This is a genomic window from Synechococcus sp. CBW1108, assembly GCF_015840335.1.
Taxonomy (GTDB): Bacteria; Cyanobacteriota; Cyanobacteriia; order PCC-6307; family Cyanobiaceae; genus Cyanobium_A.
The window spans coordinates 2,037,646-2,055,777 of the sequence record NZ_CP060395.1 but is presented as its reverse complement, the minus strand read 5'-3'; the positions used below and the strand labels follow the sequence as shown (position 1 = coordinate 2,055,777).

Genomic DNA, 18,132 nt, shown 5'->3' with positions numbered 1-18,132 from the left:
AGATGGCCCCAGCCCCGTGTCCCCATGTGCCGCGACTGCTCCTGCGGACAGCCGGCGCCTGAGCCGCTGCCAGAACCAACCCGCCAGCTGCCCCTGCACACGACCCTGCTGCAGCGCAACGATGCCCAGGCGGCCGGCCTGCGTCAGCGCTTCGAAACTGCAGGCGTCACGGTGGTGAACCTGCTCTCCTCGCCTGGCTCGGGTAAAACCGCCCTGCTCGAAGCCCTGGCCCAGCGCCTGGCCAGCGCCGCGGGCGTGGCGCCGCGCCTGGCGGTGATCGTTGGCGATCTGGCCACCGACAACGACGCCCGCCGCCTGCAGGCGGCCGGGCTTACGGCGGTGCAGATCACCACCGGCCAGGCTTGCCACCTGGAGGCGCCGATGGTGGCGGAGGGCCTGCATCGCCTCCACCACCAGGGCATCAGCCTTGAGCAGCTCGAGCTGCTGGTGATCGAGAACGTGGGCAACCTGGTGTGCCCTGGCGCCTATGACCTGGGCGAGAGCCTGCGGGTTGTGCTGCTCTCCACCACCGAAGGCGAAGACAAGCCGCTCAAATACGCGCCGATCTTCCACGGCGCCGATCTGGTGCTGATCACCAAGATCGACCTGGCCGCAGCGGTGGGCTTCGATCGCGCCGCCGCCCACGCCGCCATCGCCCGGGTCGCCCCCCACGCCCGCGTGCTGGAAACCTCGGCCCGCAGCGGCGCCGGCCTCGACGCCCTGATCAACGCCCTGGCGCGATGAGCGCGGCCCGGCTGCGCCTCTGGTGCCGTGGCGTAGTGCAGGGGGTGGGTTTTCGGCCCCTGGTGCACCGCCTGGCAACCGAGCTGCAGCTGGTGGGCGAGGTGGAAAACGTCGCTGGCGCCGTAAGGCTGGAGTTGCAGGGGGAGCGCCGCTCGCTGGAGCTGCTGGTGCGGCGGTTGCCCGAGGCGTTGCAGCCCCCCGGCGCTCTTGAGCCACTGGCGCCCGAGTGGCTCCCGCCCCTCGTTCCGGCGCCGCCTGGCCTGCGCATCGCCGCCGCCACCGCCCAACCCCTGGGCGCCGGCCTGATCGCCCCGGCCCTCGCCGCCGATCTGGCCCCCTGCCCCACCTGTCTGGCCGAACTCCACCACCCTGGCAACCGCCGTTACGGCTACCCCTTCATCAGCTGCAGCCGCTGCGGGCCGCGCTACTCAATCGCCAGCGCCGAGCCCTACGCCCGCGCCCACACCACCCTGGCCGACTTTCCGCTCTGCCCTGCCTGCCAGCAGGAGTTTGACGACCCAGGCGATCGCCGCTTCCACGCCGAAACGATCGGCTGCCCCGCCTGTGGGCCCCAGTTGCAGTGGCAGGGGCCTAGCCCCGGCTGCGGGGATCCCCTGGCGGCAGCCCTCGCCCTGCTGGCGGCGGGCGGGATTCTGGCCCTGCAGGGGGTGGGCGGCTTCCAGCTGCTGGTGGCTGCCAGCAACGGCGCGGCGGTGGCCCGGCTGCGCAGGCGCAAGCAGCGCCCGGCCAAACCCCTGGCCCTGCTGGTGGCCGATCTGGAGGCCATCGCTCCCCTGGTGGAGCTATCGGAGCCTGAAAGGCTCCAGCTGCAGCGCCCGGCCGCGCCGATCGTGCTGCTGCGGCTCCGGCCAGGCCAGCGCCAACCCTTCGACGGGGTGGCCCCCGGCAGCGCCGCTTTGGGGGTGATGTTGCCGGCTTCGCCATTGCACCAGCTGCTGGCGGTGGGTTTTGGCCGCCCCCTGGTGGCCACCAGCGGCAACCGCAGCGGCGAGCCCCTCTGCCTCGATCCGGCCGAGGCCCTCGATCGCCTCGCCGGCATCGCCGATGGCTTCCTGCTGCACAACCGCCCGATCGCCCGCCGCCTCGACGACTCGGTGCTGCAGTTGATCGAAGGGCGGCCGGTGCTGCTGCGCCGGGCCCGCGGCTATGCCCCCCAGGCCCTGGCTCTGCAGGCCCCGCCCGGCAACGCCCTGGCCCTTGGCGGTGATCTCAAAAGTGCGCCGGCCCTGGCCCGCGGCGGCCGCGTTTGGCTGGCGCCGCTGCTGGGTGATCTGGCTGGGCCCTTGCCCCAGCAGCTGCTGGGCGAGGGGCTCGAGCAGCTGCTGGCGCGACCTGGCCCCGGGCTCGCTGCCCTGGCCTGCGATGGCCATCCCGGCTACGCCAGCCACCAGCTGGCCGCGGCGGCGGCCCGGCGGCTGGGGCTGCCGTTGCAGCTGGTGCAGCACCACCGCGCCCACGGCCTGGCGGTGGCGGCCGAGCACGGCCTGCCGCTGCCCCTGCTGGTGTGGGCCTGCGACGGCCTCGGCTATGGCGAGCCGGTCGGGGCGAGCGGCCACCGGCTCTGGGGCGGCGAGCTGCTCTGGCTCACGGCCAGCGGGGCTGAGCGCTGGGCCTGCCTGCGCCCCTTTCCCCTGCCCGGCGGCGAGCGGGCCATGGCCGAACCCCGCCGCGCCGCCCTGGGGCTGCTCGCCGCGGCCGGCCCGGAGGCCCTGGGCCATCCCGGGGCCGCTGCCTGCCGGGCTGCTTTCAGCCCCGGCGACTGGCAGCTGCTGCTGCAGGCCATCGCCAGCGGCTGCCATAGCCCGCTTTGCTCCAGCACTGGCCGCCTGTTTGATGCGGCGGCCTCCCTGCTGGATCTTTGCCAGCGCAGCAGCTTCGAGGGGGAGGCGGGTCTGCTGCTGGAGGGCCTAGCTCTGCAGGCCCCCCTGCCGCTGCCACTGTCCCTGCCCCAGCCCATGCCGCTGCTGCCGGCTGCTGGGCTGGAGCTTGGCTGGCTCGATTGGCAGCCCCTGTTGCAGAGCTTGTTGAACGCGGGCGTGGCTGGGGTGGCGCCGCAGGAGAGCGCTGCCTGCTTCCACGCTTCCCTGGCGGCCGGCTTGGCCAGTGCGGCAGCTCAGGCGGCTGGGCGCCTTGGTGCCACCACCGTGCTGCTAGCCGGTGGCTGCTTCCAGAACCGCTTGCTGCTGGAGAGCAGCGCCGCTGCCCTGCGCGCGGCGGGCTTGGTGCCCCGCTGGGCCGAGCAGCTGCCCAGCAACGACGGCGGCTTGGCCCTAGGCCAGCTTTGGGCAGCTCTGGTTGATCAGCCTATAACGAAGGAAAGCGCGGCGGTCTGCTGATGTGCCTGGCGACCCCTGGGGTGATCCTGGTGATCACTGACTCGGCCCCAGAGGCAGGCGCCGGCGATGGGGCCCTTTGGCGCCAGGCCGAGGTGGATTTCGGTGGCGTGCGCCAGGTTGTGAGCCTGGCCTGTTTGCCGGAGGCGGCGGTGGGCGATCGGGTACTGGTGCATGTGGGGATGGCCCTGAGCGTCGTGCTCGATGACGATCCCGCCGAGGAGCCATGAGCAGCCCCCAGCTCACTACCACCAAGAACACGATTGACGGCAACGAGGCCGTGGCTCGGGTGGCCTACCGCCTCAATGAGGTGATCGCCATCTACCCGATCACGCCGGCCTCGCCGATGGGTGAGTTGGCTGATGCCTGGGCGGCGGAAGGGCGGCCCAACCTCTGGGGCAGCGTGCCGGCGGTGGTGGAGCTGCAGAGCGAAGCGGGTGCTGCTGGCACGGTGCATGGCGCCCTGCAGGCCGGGGCGCTCACCACCACCTTCACGGCCAGCCAGGGGCTGCTGTTGATGATCCCCAACCTCTACAAGCTGGCGGGGGAGCTCACCCCGGCGGTGCTGCACGTGGCGGCCCGCTCGCTGGCGGCCCAGGGCCTGTCGATCTTTGGTGACCACAGCGATGTGATGGCCACCCGCGGCAGCGGTTGCGGGATTCTCTGCTCGGCGTCGGTGCAGGAGGCCGGCGACTTTGCCGCCATTGCTGCCCGGCTCAGCCTGCTCAGCCGGCTGCCGTTCCTGCATGTGTTCGATGGCTTTCGCACCTCCCACGAGATCCAGAAGATTGAGCCGATCAGCGACAGCCAGCTGCTCGAGCTGATGCCCGCGGCGGAGATCAGCGCCCACCGCGCCCGCGCCCTCAGCCCCAATCGGCCGGTGATCCGCGGCACCAGCCAAAACCCCGACGTCTACTTCCAGGCGCGCGAATCGGTAAATCGCTTCTACGACGCGGCCCCGGACCATCTGATCGAGGCGATGGCGCGCTTTGGCGAGCTCAGCGGTCGCCCCTACCGCCCCTACGACTACGTCGGCCCCGCCGCTGCCGAGCGGGTGCTGGTGCTGATGGGTTCCGGCTGCGAAACCGCCGTGGAAACGGCTGAGGCGCTACAGGCCGCCGGCGAGCGGGTGGGGGTGCTGAAGGTGCGCCTGTTTCGGCCCTTTGCGGCCCGGCTGCTGGTGGAGGCCCTGCCGGCCACCATCCAGGCGATTGCCGTGCTCGATCGCTGCAAGGAGCCCGGCGCCCCCGGCGAACCCCTCTACCTAGATGTGGTGGCAGCCCTGGCCGAGGAGTGGGCGGCGGTGCATGGCGCCACTGCGCTGCCGGCGGTGCTGGGCGGCCGCTACGGGCTGTCGTCGAAGGAGTTCACCCCGGCGATGGTGAAGGCGGTATTTGACCATTTGCGGCCCCTGCTGGCAGCTGGCCAGCCCCGCCCGCTCAACCACTTCACGGTGGGCATCGACGATGACCTCACCCACCGCTCCCTGCCCCTCGACAACAGGTTCCATACCGACGCAGCTGAGGTGCGGGCCGTGTTTTATGGCCTGGGCTCCGATGGCACGGTGGGGGCCAACAAGGCGGCGATCAAGATCATTGGCGAGGGCACCGATTTGTGTGCCCAGGGCTATTTCGTTTACGACTCCAAGAAGTCGGGTTCGGTCACGGTGTCGCACCTGCGCTTTGGGCCCCAGCCGATCCGCTCCACTTACCTGATCCAGCGGCCCACGTTTGTGGCCTGCCACCAGTGGGATTTTGTGGAGCGCTTCGATCTGCTGGCCGGCATCGAGCCAGGGGGGGTGCTGCTGCTCAATAGTCCCTTTGCGCCAGCAGACACCTGGGCGCGGCTGCCGGAAGCCCTGCGCGCTCAGATCCGCAGCAAGGGGATTCAGGTGCAGCAGATCAATGCCTACCAAGTGGCGCGCCAGGCGGGCATGGGGCCCCACATCAACACGGTGATGCAGGCCTGCTTCTTTGCCCTCAGCGGCGTGCTGCCACGCCAGGAGGCCCTCGCCCGGATTCGCCACTCGATCGAAACCAGCTACCGCCGCAAGGGTGAGGCGGTGGTGGCGATGAATCTGGCGGCCCTCGACGCCAGCCTCGAGCACCTGGTGCCCCTCGATTGGTCGAGCCTCGACGGGCCCGCCTGCCTGCCAGCGCCCGAAGACCGTCTCGCCGCGGCCCCGGAGTTTGTGCGCGAGGTGATCGGGCCGATGCTGGAGCGCCGCGGCGACGCCCTGCCGGTGAGCGCCCTGCCCTGCGACGGCACCTGGCCGGTGGGCACGGCCCGCTGGGAGAAGCGCAACATCGCCGCCGAGGTGCCGGTGTGGGAAACGGACCTGTGCGTGCAGTGCGGCAAGTGCGTGCTGGTGTGCCCCCATGCGGTGATCCGCGCCAAGGTGGGCGCTCCGGAGGTTTTCGCCGCAGCCCCCGAGGGCTTCCGCACCGCCCCCGCCCGCGACCCCGCCTTCGCCGGCCAAACCTTCACCATCCAGGTGGCCGCCGAAGACTGCACCGGCTGCGCCCTGTGCGTGGAGGTGTGCCCCGCCCGCGACCGCAGCGAGCCGAAGCGCAAGGCGATCAACATGGCGCCGCAGCGGCCGTTGCGCGAGCAGGCCCGCGGCCACTGGGACTTCTTCCTGCAGCTGAGCGAGGTGCCCCGGGCTGATCTCAACCTGCACAAGATCGGCCAGCAACAGCTGCAGCAGCCGTTGTTTGAGTTTTCCGGCGCCTGCGGCGGCTGCGGTGAAACGCCCTACCTCAAGCTCGCCTCCCAGCTGTTCGGCGATCGGATGCTGATCGCCAACGCCACCGGTTGCAGCTCGATCTATGGCGGCAACCTGCCCACCACCCCCTGGAGCGCCAATGGCGAGGGGCGCGGGCCGGCCTGGAGCAATTCCCTGTTTGAAGACAACGCCGAATTCGGCTATGGCATGCGGGTGGCGCGCGACCAGCAGCGCCAGATGGCGCTCGATCTGCTGGAGCGGTTGGCAGGCCAGCTGCAGCCGGAACAACTCCCGCCCCCCCTGGCCGCGGCGATCCGCAACGCCGACCAGAGCGATGAAGCGGGCATCGTCGAGCAGCGCCAGCGGGTGGCTGAGCTCAAGGCGCGTTTGGCCGTCCTGGAGCAGCCCGAGGCCCGCCAGCTGCTGGAGCTAGCCGATGCCCTGGTGAAAACCAGTGTCTGGCTGGTGGGCGGCGATGGCTGGGCCTACGACATCGGCTTCGGTGGCCTCGACCACGTGCTCGCCAGTGGCCGCGATGTGAATGCCCTGGTGCTCGACACCGAGGTGTACTCCAACACCGGTGGCCAGGCCTCCAAGAGCACCCCCCGCGGTGCGGTGGCCAAGTTTGCCGCCGCGGGCAAGGCGGCCCCCAAAAAGGACCTGGGCCTGATGGCGATGACCTACGGCACCGTCTATGTGGCCAGCGTGGCCATGGGGGCCCGCGATGAGCACACCATCCGCGTCTTCTTGGAGGCCGAGAGCTACCCGGGCCCTTCTCTGATCCTTGCCTACTCCCACTGCATCGCCCATGGCATCGACATGGCCCAGGGCATGGCGCACCAGAAGCTGGCGGTGGATTCGGGTCGCTGGCTGCTCTACCGCTACGACCCGCGCCGGGCCGAGCGCGGCGAGACTCCCCTGCAACTCGACAGCCCGGCGCCAAAGCGCTCGCTCAAGGAGGCGATGGAGCAGGAAAACCGCTTCCGCATGCTGCGCTACAGCCAGCCGGAGCGGGCCCAGGCCCTGGTGCGCCAGGCCCAGAAAGAGCTCGAATGCCGCTGGGCCACCTATCGCGCCCTCGCCCACCCCCAATCCCAGCCATGATCCCCGACCTCTCCACCACCTACCTCGGCCTGGCCCTGCGCAGCCCCCTGGTGGTGGGTGCGGCCGCGCCCCTCAGCGAGGAGTTGGCCCAGCTGCAGGCCCTGGAGCGGGCCGGGGCGGCGGCGATCGTGCTGCATTCGCTGTTTGAGGAGCAGATCGAGCAGGAGCAGCTCGATCTGCACCGCCATGCCACAGCCGGAGCCGATAGCTATGGCGAGGCGCTCACCTACGTGCCGGAGCCATCGATCTTCCATGGCGGGGAAGACCTCTACCTGCGCCATCTCGAGCAGGCCAGCGGCTGCCTTGGGGTGCCCGTGATCGCCAGCCTCAACGGCACCAGTCCGGGCCGCTGGGTGGAGTCGGCGCGGCGAATCGAGGCGGCGGGCGCCTCGGCCCTCGAGCTCAACATCTATGCGATTCCCACCGACCCCGAGCTCTCCAGCGCAGCCATCGAAGCCGAGGTGGAGGAGATCGTGCGCCAGGTGCGCGCCGAGGTGCGCCTTCCCCTGGCCGTGAAGCTCAGCCCCTTCTTCACCAACCTCAGCGCCATGGCCCGGCGCCTGGCCGCGGCGGGCGCCGATGGGCTGGTGCTGTTCAACCGCTTCTACCAGCCCGATATCGACATCGAGACCATGGAGGTGCGGCCCAACCTGCTGCTTTCCACCCCCCACGACCTGCGCCTGCCGCTGCGCTGGATCGCCCTACTCCACGGCCGCCAGCCGGTGGATCTGGCCGCCAGTGGCGGCGTGCACCGGGGCACCGACGTGGTGCGGCTGTTGATGGCGGGGGCTGCGGTGACCCAGGTGGTGGGGGCATTGCTGCGCCACGGCCCCGATCGCCTGGCGGGCCTGGAGCAGGAGCTCTCCATCTGGCTGATGGAGCACGAGGTGGCCAGCGTGGCCGAGCTGATCGGCTGTATGAGCCAGCAGCGCTGCCCCAATCCGGCCGAATACGAGCGGGCCCAATACATGCGCGCCATCCAGGGTTACCGCCCGGCCGATGCCCGCCAGGCGCCGGGCCCCTGGTGAGCGCAGATCTGTCAGCCGAGCTGGCTGCCAGCGCCAGCCGCCCCTGGACGGTGATGGAGGTGTGTGGCGGGCAAACCCACGCCATCCTGCGCTGGGGGCTCGACCAGTTGCTGCCGCCAGGGCTGCGGCTGATCCATGGGCCCGGCTGTCCGGTGTGTGTGACACCGGCTGAGCTCATCGATGGGGCCCTGGAGTTGGCGGCCAGGCCGGAGGTGATCCTCTGCTCCTACGGCGACATGCTGCGGGTGCCAGGCAGCGCCGCCGGCGCTGATCTGCTCGGCGTGCGGGCCTCCGGCGGCGATGTGCGCCTGCTCACTTCGCCCCTGCAGGCCATCGCCCTGGCCCAGGGCTCGCCCGCTTGCCAGGTGGTGTTCCTGGCGGTGGGTTTTGAAACCACGGCACCGGCCACGGCCCTGCTGTTGCGCCAGGCGCGGCAGCTGGGGCTGGCCAATCTCAGTGTGCTGCTGGCCCATGTGCGGGTGGCGCCAGCGATGGTGGCGCTGCTGCAGGATCCTGCCAACCAGGTGCAGGGCTTCCTGGCGGCCGGCCACGTGGCTGCGGTGATGGGCACCGCCGAGCTCAGCGAGTTAGTGGCACGCCAGCGGGTGCCGGTGGTGGTGACGGGCTTTGGGCCGGCCGATGTGATGGCGGGCCTGGTGCAGCTGGTGCAATTGCTCGAGGCCGGTACCCCGGCCCTCGCCAACGCCTACGGCCGGGTGGTGCGGGAGCGGGGTAACGGTTCGGCCCAGGCCTTGCTGAAGGAGGTGTTTGTGGTGGTGGATCGGCCCTGGCGGGGCCTGGGCACCATCGCCGGCGGCGGGTTTGGTTTTGCCCCGGCCTACCGGGGCTTCGACGCCCTGGAGCGCTTTGGCCTGGCCCCGGCCCAGGGCGGGCCCCAGCCTGAGACCCCCTGCATCAGCGGCCCGATCCTGCAGGGTCGCGCCATCCCCACCGACTGCCCGGCCTTTGGCTCGGCCTGCACCCCGGAGCAGCCGCTGGGGGCTCCGATGGTGTCGAGCGAAGGGGCCTGCGCCGCCTACTACCGCTACCGGCGCCAGGCCCCATGAGGGATCGCCATGGGTGAACGCATCCAGCTGGCCCATGGCGGTGGCGGCACCCTGATGCAGCAGCTGATCGACCAGGAGCTGCGGCTCCTCTACGCCGATCACGCCCAGGTGCTCCACGATGCGGCCCGGCTGGATTTGCCCCCGGGTCCGCTTGCTTTCAGCACCGATGGCTATGTGGTGCAGCCGCTGGAATTTCCCGGTGGCGACATCGGCAGCCTGGCGGTGATCGGCACCGCCAATGATCTGGCGATGGCAGGGGCCCGGCCCCTGCACCTCAGCGTGGCGATGATCCTGGAGGAGGGGCTGCCGCTGGAGCTGCTGCGGCGCGTTGTGGCTTCGATGGCGGCGGCAGCCCGGGCCTGCGAGCTCACGATCGTGACGGGCGACACCAAGGTGGTGGAGCGGGGCAAGGCCGATGGCATCTTCCTCACCACCAGTGGCATCGGCGTGGTGGAGGCGCCGGCGCCGATCGATCCCACGGCGATCCAGCCAGGCGACCAGCTGCTGGTGAGCGGCGACCTGGGCCGCCATGGGGTGGCGATCCTGGCGGCGCGCCACGGCCTGGCGCTGCAGCCGCCCTTGCTCAGCGACTGCGCGCCCCTCTGGCCCCAGGTGAGGGCCCTGCTGGAGGCAGGCGTGGCGATCCACTGCCTGCGTGACCTCACCCGCGGCGGCCTGGCCAGTGCCCTGCAGGAACTGGCGGAGGCGGCCGGGGTGGAGCTGGCACTCGAGGAGGGGCGCCTGCCGGTGCTGGAAGCCGTGGCGCGCACCTGTGAGCTGCTGGGCTTTGAGCCCTTGCATCTGGCCAATGAAGGTCGCTTTGTGGTGGTGGTGCCGCCATCGGCCCGCGATCAGGCCCAGGCCCTACTGGCGGCCAGAGGCGGTGCCTGGATCGGCAGCGTGCGGCCGGCCACCAAGGGAGCGCGGGTGCTGCTCACCACGGCCCTGGGCACCGAACGACTGTTGGTGCCCCTCAGCGGTGAGCTACTGCCCCGCATCTGTTGAAGCTGAATTGTCCCCGGATGGGGGGATCGGTAAACCGGTAGTTGGGCAGAGAGTAAAGCCTGTGTTCACAAGGGATCTGCCTGGATCCCAAGGTTGCCTTCTCCATGACCGCATCCCCAACCGCACCCGGGCTCACCATCGGTGAACTGGAAGCCAACTACTCCCTTTATTGCAAGGCCATGCGTCTTTTGATTCGGGAGGGTAAAACAATCGCCAAGGTGCGTCGCACCGTCTGCTGGCAGCGGCTTGAGATTCTGCACAACTGTCTGCCGAGCCAATACCGCGAGCCTGACTATCTCTTTGCCCTGCTGCAGCGGGAGTTGAAGGCCCCTCTTTAGCTGGCACTCCGCAGCCAGAGGGCCAAGCCCCCGCCCCGTCCGCGGGCGGCCAGCCAGTTGGGCTGACTGGCGATCAGGGCAAAAAAGGGTCGCCGCCTTGGCTGGGGCTGGCGCTGGATCGCTTGCCGCCAGATGCTGCGCGGGCCGAGCCGCAACTCCAGCTCCTCAAACCAGAATTCCAACAGGGGCCGCTTGCCCCGCAGGCTTCCATGGCCGCGAAAGCGCAGCTGGATCGGTCCCAATTGCACGCTGTTTTGCACCGAAAAAAGTGGGCCCCTTTCCGCCGCCGGGCTCTCGTCAACCACGGCGATCGTCAGGCTGGCCTGAAGTTGGCGCAGCAGGGCAGCGGTTGCGCCCAGGGGCTTGGCCTCCGCCTTACTCCAGAGTTGTTCCAGCCGCCAGCAGCCCACCAGCTCGGCCAGGCCAACTCCGCTGCCGCCAGCGCGACTTTGGCGCTCCAGGGCCAGGAGTTCAGCGCCGCTGGGCAGGGCAGTGGGGAATTCCATTCAGGAGTGCAAGAGGAGTGCAAATAGAGCTATTGGGGGTGTGATGCTTCAGCGGAGTGGGCGAGGACGGGATTCCACCATCATCTCGAGGATGCTGACAACGTCGCGAAGCCCCTTGGCCTGGGCTGTCAACTCCTCTGCCGCCGCCGAGCCCTCAACGGCCCCTGAGGCCGATTGCTTGGTCACCCGTTCGATCTGGTCAATGGCCGCACCGATCCGTTCGATCGCCTGCAGCTGGTCACGGCTTCCCAGCCGTACATCCTCAACAAGGGAACGCACCTCAGCCGATTGGCCAGCGAGTTCGCGAATCGAGCCGGCCACCTGATCCACCTTCGTCCTGCCGAGCCGCGTGCGGGCACTCGATTCCTCGATTAGAGCTGCAGTTTCGCGGGCCGCCTTGGTGCTCCGCTGGGAAAGGTTCCGCACCTCCTCGGCCACTACTGCGAAGCCGAGGCCAGCCTCACCGGCCCGGGCCGCTTCGACCGCCGCATTGAGGGCCAGGATGTTCGTCTGAAAGGCGATCTCATCAATCACCTTGTTGATCCTGGAGATGCGGTCACTGGCCGCGTCTATTTCTTCCATGGCACCCACCATTTCGGCCAGTTGCCCTGTGGCTTCCTGGAATTTCTGCTGCTCGCGTGACACCAGCTCACTTGCGTTCTGGGTGCGCCCGGCGTTGCTGGTCGCCATGCTTCCCATCTCCCTTGCCGAACCAGAGATTTCCTCGAGGGCCGCCACCTGTTCCGAGGCCCCATCGGCCAGGTAGCGGCTGGAAGAGGCAACCTGGGAGGCGCCTGTGGCTACAAATCCTGAAGTGGAGGAGAGCTCCTCAATGGCGCCGTGGAGTTTGTTTCCGTGGTGACGCAGGCTGAACCAAGTTGAGATGGCGGCGGTGGAGGCAATCAACATGCCTACAATCATCACAGAATCGCCTAGCCGACGGGCATTCTCGGCGGCTGTTTCCGTTCGTCTATCGAGAAGGTTCTCAAACTCACCTATGGGGTCCATGATGAGTTTCTTGTCGGAGTGATATTTAGGATCGTGCATTATGCGGCGGGCTAAATCTGGATTGGGCGCCGCCTGGCGCGTGTAGCCTCCCATGCCATCGGCAAATCTGCCTTTGATGGCATTCATCGCGATGGTTTTGGTTGTCACTAAAGCGTTTGAATTATCTTCGGCCTGTTTCAGCTTGGCAAACTCTTCGGCGCTAAACCCCTGCTCCTGCATCAGCTTTCGCAGCGGAACCGTCCTGCCATCTGGCCGCGCTTTTCTACCATTGCGCACATCAAGTATGTGCCAGTACTGATCTTCATAGGCCTTGCTGCCGGTCACTACATAGGTTCGGGCCAGTCTGGTGAGTTCGTCTGAGCTGGCCCGCAATTCGTACGCTAACTTCAGCGATTCGTAGCGATTTGCCTGGGCTTGGTTGACGGATCGTTGGTTGAAGAATGCCAGTATCGAAAGAATGACGAGCCCAGAGAGTGGTCCCAGCGTGCTCAAACGGAGCAATCGCATCGTGTTCATCAGGGGCTTTCCGCAAGGGCTATGGGCGTGGAATCTCTGCAGACGGCACGCGATAGGCAAATGGCATTCTAATTAATCTTGTGCCTATTGCAAGAGACAATTTCGCCAGTTTTGCTGTCCCCAGGCCCGTGCCCGGGAGCCCGCCCGGGAGTGCACTAGAAATTCCGCAGTGTGCCATCCCCGCGCATTTGCTGGTGGCAATAAAAGTCCTGCCAGGCATTCGGATCACTTGGCGGTAGCAACGGGTTTGTTGAAACAGCCCCTTCACCCCCAGCTGCTCCCGTCCCCCTTGGGGCGGGCACCACGGCAGAGCACCACAGCCGAGCACCGGGGCCTTTACCTTTAGCCGTGAATCTGGGCTGAACAAAATGGGCAGATGGGGGTCAAAGTATGGCGCCGCCGCGGATGCCCCCATGAGTAGGCCCCAGTAGCTATTCATGGGTTAGTGCCGCACAGGTTGTCGCACCCACTGAGCTCCCGACCTTGCCTGCAGGGGCGTGCAGCGCCACGTGCTCTTGTTCGCTGGCGCTGAGATTCACCACCCTGTTCATCGACAGGCCACGGGAGCCGCGGTCGCTGTTGACGGTTGTCAGCCCCATCAAGGTGACGCTGGCACCGTGATGGGGCTGCCCTTTGGTGCAACGTAAACCACCACGACCACCGCTGGCTCAGGACCCAGGCTGACGCCTCGGTGCACTTTGTTCACCATTTCGATTATGGCCTGGCCTGGTTGCAGGGATTGGCTGGAGCCATCGTCGCTTTCGACTCGCAACCTTCCCTGCAGCAACACGCCGGCATTGATCACTGGATGGGAATGGCGAGGCAGGGTTACCCCGGCAGGCACCGTGATGCGCAGCACGGTTACTTCGGCTTGGACATCGTTAAGCTTGGGCAATAGGTCCCCATTCCAGGAGCGATCGCTGCGGCTCAGGGTTTCCACCTTCAGGCCTAGGGCGGCAGCGCCGGGGCCCTCATCGGCGCGGACATTTTCCATTCCCGTGCCACCAGCCCAAGCCGCCAAGAACGCCAGGGCCAGCAGCACCGGTTTGGATTTTCTCTTCATTAAGTCTGATTTCCGCCCACAACTGAAGACCCTGTGACCACACGATTCTCACAACCCATTTCACAATCCATTGCACTATCCAAGGCTGTTTCCTGAGAACAGCTCCTGGATGACAAGCGGAACTTGCTGCGGCTGCCGGCCTCAGGCTTCTCAGCCATCGGGCCCCTGGGTAGCCGGCAGATGGCCTGTCTTGACCCAGATGGTGCAGCCCGCATCACTCCAGGGCTGGTGCACGCTGGCGGGCGGGTTGCGCAGCCAGCTGCCTGCCGAATAGGTGCCGTGCTCGTCCTGGAACACACCAGTGAGCACCAGGATTTCCTCGCCGCCTGGGTGGCCGTGGGGTTGAAACATCGTGCCCGGTGCCCAGCGCACCAGGGCCACGTGCTCCGATCCGTAGGCGTGCAGGGGCAGCACCTCCAGCCCACTCACCAGGCCCGGCAACCAGACGGATTGGGTGGTGTCGATCACCAGCGGCTGCTGATCGGACGGGTGCATCTGCTGCAGTTTCACCAGGATCGTGCAGCCGCCAGTGCTGAAGGGGGCGTGGCTGGAGCCCACGGGATTGCGCAGGTAGGTGCCGGCGCCGTAATCGCCGTGCTCATCCGAGAAGGTGCCATCCAGCACCAGTATCTCCTCGCCGCCGCGATGGGTGTGGCGCTCAAAGCAGCTACCGGGGCTATAGCGCACGATTGAGGTGGCCCGGGCCACTTCCCCTCCGCGGCGATCGAGCAGGCGTCGCTCCACCCCCGGCAGGGGCGATGGGGTCCACTCCAACGCTTTGCTGTCCAGAACGGCGCGTTGGTTGAGGTCGGCATGGAGCTCCATGGCAGCGATTCTGCTTCTGCGGGTGTTCGCCAAGCCCGATGCCCGCAAGGGGCACCCATCAACTTTCGCCCCGGGGCCGGTGACTTTCAGGAAAGTTGTCACTCCTTGGCTGCCATTCAGGCGGCCTTGATTAAGGGTAGCGCCAGGACCGGATCGGGCTCTTCTGTTGGCTTGTTTATCCACACTTCTGCCGGTTGATTCCAGCAGCGGGTGGCACCGCTCCAGCGCGTTGGATTGGCACGGCGGGCGGCCTCGTAGACATCAGTGCGCTGCTGGCAAATTGCCGCGACAGCCCCACTGTGGCGCTGGTGGGGCGTCACGAATTTGATCGCGCTGTGGTGGTGCCGGTGGTTGTACCAATCCACAAATGCTGCCACCCATTCACAGGCCTCGCCCTTGCTGGCAAAGGGCCGGCTCGGGTAATCAGGCCGGTATTTGACCGTACGGAACAGGGATTCCGAGTACGGGTTGTCGTTTGAGACCCTTGGCCGGGAGAAGGATCTGAGCACGCCCATCTCCTCGAGCCGTGATTCCAGCGTGGCCCCACGCATTGCATTGCCGTTGTCGGCGTGGAGTATTAGGGGCTGCTGCTGGCACTGGCGGCTGCCAAAGCCGCTGGGGCGGTGGTAGCGCTCCTTGAGGCAGGCCCGCTGCACCAGATCCGCTGCGATCTGGGCCGATTCCACCTCGGCCACATCCCATGCCACCACTTTGCGGCTCCAGACATCGACCACCAAATAGAGGTAGAGCCACACACCTCGCACCGTGGTCGGCAGAAAGGTGATGTCCCAGCTCCAAACCTGGTTCGGGCCATCCGCCCTGAGGCGCGGCACCGAGCGCGGTTCTTGAGGCAGCCTGGCCCTCCCCCGGCGGTGGCACTGACCCGCCTGGTGCAGCACCCGATAGAAGCTGCTCTCTGAACCAATAAAGAGCTTCTTGATTACCCATAAGCCTCCGCAACCCTGAGATCCCGCTCCGTGCAGGGCATGCAGCAACAGACCGCATTGGCAATGCGATCAGTCATCGCAACCATCGAGAAGCGCCGGTTGAACCGGAAGCAGAAGCCGCCCAGGTAGCGCCTGGCGTACTTGTCGAAATTGAAATTGAAAGCGTGGAAGGTGCCGTTGAAGCCGGTCTTGAGGTTGCCCAGCACGGTGTTGATCCAACGGAACTGCGGCAAGTCGTTTGGGTGCTTCCCACCGGTGACGATGGCGTGATGGCTGCAGCCTGCCGTGGTCACGGCACGAAAGCAGGCCAGGCCATCGGAGAGCACCTGACTGCCGGGCGCCAGATGGCGCTTGGCCCACTCAGCGATGGCCTCTGAGCTGAAGCCACTCACGGCTGTGATCCTGGCGTGAATCAGCCGGCCCGCCTCATTCAAGGAGACGGCCGCGACGATGGGGATCTTGTTCTCTGAACCCCGACCTGCCTTGCCGCCCGGCAGTTCTCCGCCGAGGTAGGAATCATCGATCTGGACTTTTCCCCGCAGCAGGTAAGCCTCCTCCCGATCAGCCATCGCCCGCAGAATCTTGTGGTGCAGCAGCCAGGCGGTGTCGTAGTTCACGCCCAGGTGGCGGCTGAGCTCCAGCGAGGAGATCCCTGTTTTGGCCTGCCCGATCATGTAAAAGGCCAGAAACCAGGTGGTCAGAGGCAATTTCGTGGCCTGCATGATCGTGCCAGCCGTGAGCGTGGCCTGATGGCCGCAGCTGCGGCACTGATAGCGCTTGAGCCTGCGGCCATAGACCAGCCCATGCTCATGGCCATTGCAGCGGGGACAGCGGAACCCACCGGGCCAGCGCGCCTTCTCCAAAGCAGCCTCACATTGCACCTCGGTGCCGTAGAGCCGCTGGAAGTCAGGCAGTGAAAGGCCTTTCTGGAACTGGATGACGTTGCGCGCCATGACTGAACTGGTATGTGCGTACCAGTCTACGGCCCAGGCTCGCGGTGCGCGGAGCGAGCTGGGTAATCAAGTCAGCTTTTCGCCTCAGGTGGCTTGATCGGCGCCCGCAGCAGGCCGCCGATCTCGGCGATCACCCGGAAGGCACCCACAGCAGCACTGAACTGCTCGGCGTCCATGGCGCGGCGGGCGCAGTCGTTGAGGGCAAAGATCTGCTCGGCCTGGTGACGGCGACGATCGGAGATCAGCTCCTCCACCATGCGCATGCGCGCCAGGTCGAGATAGCGATTGATCGTCTTGACGTTGCTGACCCCCCAGCTTTCGCCCGCTTTTGCCCTGATCTCCAGCAGCGGCAGCCGCTGAGCGATCCACAGCTGGGCCTCAGCAATCCGTCGTTCGACTTCGCCAGCGGTTGCCCTGGGTGTCTGGACGTGGTGGGGAGCACGCCGCGGTGGATTGGTCTGGCTGATCGGCCGGCTGGGGTCCACCGCCACCGGCTCCCAGAGCGCGTCCCCGTCGGCGTCCTGCTGATCGGGTGCGGAGCGCAGCTCCTCCACTGGATCGGCAGCGGCCTGGTGGTGGGCACGTGGGGGCATCGGCTCAGAACGGCTGGTCCTGGGCCTTCGGGGGGCGGATGGTCCAGAAGGGCTTGCCGCGCTTCTCGGTGGCGCTGCCCTGCTGGATCGCCGTTTCCTTTGCGGCCTTGAGCTGCTGCTCGATCTCCTGCACCGGCGCCGGGAACTCGTAGCTCAGCCGGCCAAGGCTGTGGGAGAAGGCCCAGTCGTTGTGGGAGAAGGAGGGATCCAGCTGGCCGGCAGCCATCGCCGCGTTGAGCGCCTCCAGCAGCGGTTCGAGCTGCTGCTCCAGTTGTTTCTGCTGCGCCTTGATCTCGGTGACTGCATCGAGCAGGGCATCGATGGCGCCCGCTGAATCCGGCACTGCAGATGACGCCGAGGCAGCTTCAACAGGGGCAGCAGGCATCACCAGGAACAGAGCAGCAACAGGCCAGCAGGACAGAGCCCGCCAGGACTTCACTGTATGGGCTCTGTCCTGAGAGCCGCAATCACAGCGGCTGTTAATTCCTAATCAGGCTCTCGCTGTGCTCAGAAGGGCCTGCATGCGGAGCAGTAGCGGCTCCAGGCGGCGGCCCAGGCGCTCAGGCACTGCTCACGGCTGTAGAAGATGCTGGCGAACGCCTCGCCGGGCTTGCTCCAGATCGTCTGGCCCAGCTCGTAGTGGTTCCCCTGGGCAGCCTCCAGCACCATGTAGCCGCCGAGCTGCGCAGCCGTGGAATAGGGCCGTCCATGGGCCGAGAGGGTCTTGAGGTCGTAGAGCACCCGCACCTCACGCCCGCGCCGCTCACTCAGGGCGGGTGAGATGTAGGCGCCATCGAAGGCCCCGGCCACGTTGCGTGTCATGCAGCAGGTGAGCCGCTCGCTGGCGATCACCTGCACTTCATCCCAGAGCGGCAGCTGCAGCAGCGGCAGGATCCAGTCCCGGTATCGGTGATGGCCCGGCAGGGTCTCGGTTTCCAGCAGGGCCTCGGCTGCACTCTTGCCCACCAGGAAGCGGGCCTGGCTGTAGCGCTCCAGGGCTGCATGCACCGTGGTGCCGCGCGGCTCCCAGATCGGCCGCTTGGCCTCGATCGAGCGTCTGGCGGTCTCGCTCAGCCCGTGGGCCAGCACACCGGTGATCGACACGGGGAACAGGTGGTCGCCCAACCAGTACCGGTGCGCTGCCTCATCCCGCCAGAGGCCGGGGATGGGATCCAGCCAGGTCGCCGTCAGCATGGCCGTTTCCCTTGCAACGGGCCGTGACAGCAGGCGTCACAGCCGAAATCCCGCTCCAGAGCAGGGTTTGAGCAGACCCCGTGACGTTGTAACCCTCTTTCTATAAATAGAAGCATTAGCAAGCAGCAGTGTGTCCTTACGCAGGTGTGCATGGGTGTCTAT

At 67.2% G+C, this 18,132-nt stretch carries 17 protein-coding genes; 8 read left to right on the top strand and 9 right to left on the bottom strand.

What is annotated here, in order from left to right; genetic code table 11:
* The first annotated feature begins 24 nt into the window (after window positions 1–24).
* From hypB to H8F27_RS11140, 8 genes are all read left to right on the top strand, one after another.
* Entirely contained in the window at window positions 25–744 is a 720-nt protein-coding gene (gene hypB / locus H8F27_RS11175; RefSeq protein WP_197148156.1) for a hydrogenase nickel incorporation protein HypB, read from the top strand.
* On the top strand, window positions 741–3,101 hold the full coding sequence (gene hypF / locus H8F27_RS11170) for a carbamoyltransferase HypF (RefSeq protein ID WP_197148155.1): 2,361 nt from the start codon (window positions 741–743) through the stop codon (window positions 3,099–3,101). Before hypB ends, hypF begins: the two co-directional genes overlap by 4 nt.
* Entirely contained in the window at window positions 3,101–3,328 is a 228-nt protein-coding gene (locus H8F27_RS11165) for a HypC/HybG/HupF family hydrogenase formation chaperone (protein WP_197148154.1), read from the top strand. Before hypF ends, H8F27_RS11165 begins: the two co-directional genes overlap by 1 nt.
* Window positions 3,325–6,927, top strand: coding sequence for a pyruvate:ferredoxin (flavodoxin) oxidoreductase (gene nifJ, locus H8F27_RS11160; RefSeq protein WP_197148153.1), 3,603 nt, complete (start codon window positions 3,325–3,327; stop codon window positions 6,925–6,927). Before H8F27_RS11165 ends, nifJ begins: the two co-directional genes overlap by 4 nt.
* Window positions 6,924–7,955, top strand: a complete 1,032-nt coding sequence (locus H8F27_RS11155) for a dihydroorotate dehydrogenase-like protein (RefSeq protein ID WP_197148152.1) — start codon at window positions 6,924–6,926, stop codon at window positions 7,953–7,955. The genes nifJ and H8F27_RS11155 overlap by 4 nt, the downstream gene beginning before the upstream one ends.
* A 53-nt stretch (window positions 7,956–8,008) precedes the next feature.
* On the top strand, window positions 8,009–9,022 hold the full coding sequence (gene hypD, locus H8F27_RS11150) for a hydrogenase formation protein HypD (RefSeq protein WP_231596669.1): 1,014 nt from the start codon (window positions 8,009–8,011) through the stop codon (window positions 9,020–9,022).
* A gap of 9 nt (window positions 9,023–9,031) precedes the next feature.
* On the top strand, window positions 9,032–10,027 hold the full coding sequence (hypE, locus tag H8F27_RS11145) for a hydrogenase expression/formation protein HypE (protein ID WP_197148150.1): 996 nt from the start codon (window positions 9,032–9,034) through the stop codon (window positions 10,025–10,027).
* 104 nt (window positions 10,028–10,131) lie between these two features.
* Window positions 10,132–10,365: a DUF3136 domain-containing protein gene (locus tag H8F27_RS11140; protein WP_197148149.1), complete on the top strand. Its 234-nt coding sequence runs from the start codon at window positions 10,132–10,134 to the stop codon at window positions 10,363–10,365.
* Here the strand turns inward: H8F27_RS11140 and H8F27_RS11135 are convergent.
* The 9 genes from H8F27_RS11135 to H8F27_RS11095 form a co-directional block, all read right to left on the bottom strand.
* On the bottom strand, window positions 10,362–10,871 hold the full coding sequence (locus tag H8F27_RS11135; protein WP_197148148.1) for a hypothetical protein: 510 nt from the start codon (window positions 10,869–10,871) through the stop codon (window positions 10,362–10,364). The two genes, H8F27_RS11140 and H8F27_RS11135, sit on opposite strands and share 4 nt — an antisense overlap.
* A gap of 48 nt (window positions 10,872–10,919) precedes the next feature.
* Window positions 10,920–12,386, bottom strand: coding sequence for a methyl-accepting chemotaxis protein (locus H8F27_RS11130; RefSeq protein WP_197148147.1), 1,467 nt, complete (start codon window positions 12,384–12,386; stop codon window positions 10,920–10,922).
* A 607-nt stretch (window positions 12,387–12,993) separates the two neighbouring features.
* On the bottom strand, window positions 12,994–13,389 hold the full coding sequence (locus H8F27_RS11125) for a cupin domain-containing protein (protein ID WP_197148146.1): 396 nt from the start codon (window positions 13,387–13,389) through the stop codon (window positions 12,994–12,996).
* Between the two features lie 219 nt (window positions 13,390–13,608).
* The gene (locus H8F27_RS11120; RefSeq protein WP_197153523.1) at window positions 13,609–14,283 is read right to left on the bottom strand and encodes a cupin domain-containing protein; all 675 of its coding nucleotides are present in this window, start codon (window positions 14,281–14,283) and stop codon (window positions 13,609–13,611) included.
* A 116-nt stretch (window positions 14,284–14,399) separates the two neighbouring features.
* Entirely contained in the window at window positions 14,400–15,278 is an 879-nt protein-coding gene (locus H8F27_RS11115) for a DDE-type integrase/transposase/recombinase (protein ID WP_231596216.1), read from the bottom strand.
* A complete protein-coding gene (locus tag H8F27_RS11110; protein WP_197148145.1) occupies window positions 15,224–16,183 on the bottom strand; it encodes an IS1595 family transposase in 960 nt (319 codons plus the stop codon). Before H8F27_RS11110 ends, H8F27_RS11115 begins: the two co-directional genes overlap by 55 nt.
* 71 nt (window positions 16,184–16,254) lie before the next feature.
* The gene (locus H8F27_RS11105) at window positions 16,255–16,776 is read right to left on the bottom strand and encodes a hypothetical protein (RefSeq protein ID WP_197148144.1); all 522 of its coding nucleotides are present in this window, start codon (window positions 16,774–16,776) and stop codon (window positions 16,255–16,257) included.
* 4 nt (window positions 16,777–16,780) lie between these two features.
* The gene (locus H8F27_RS11100; RefSeq protein ID WP_231596215.1) at window positions 16,781–17,161 is read right to left on the bottom strand and encodes a hypothetical protein; all 381 of its coding nucleotides are present in this window, start codon (window positions 17,159–17,161) and stop codon (window positions 16,781–16,783) included.
* 122 nt (window positions 17,162–17,283) lie between these two features.
* Complete coding sequence (locus H8F27_RS11095) at window positions 17,284–17,970, bottom strand: hypothetical protein (RefSeq protein WP_197148143.1); 687 nt, start codon at window positions 17,968–17,970, stop codon at window positions 17,284–17,286.
* Window positions 17,971–18,132: the final 162 nt, after the last annotated feature.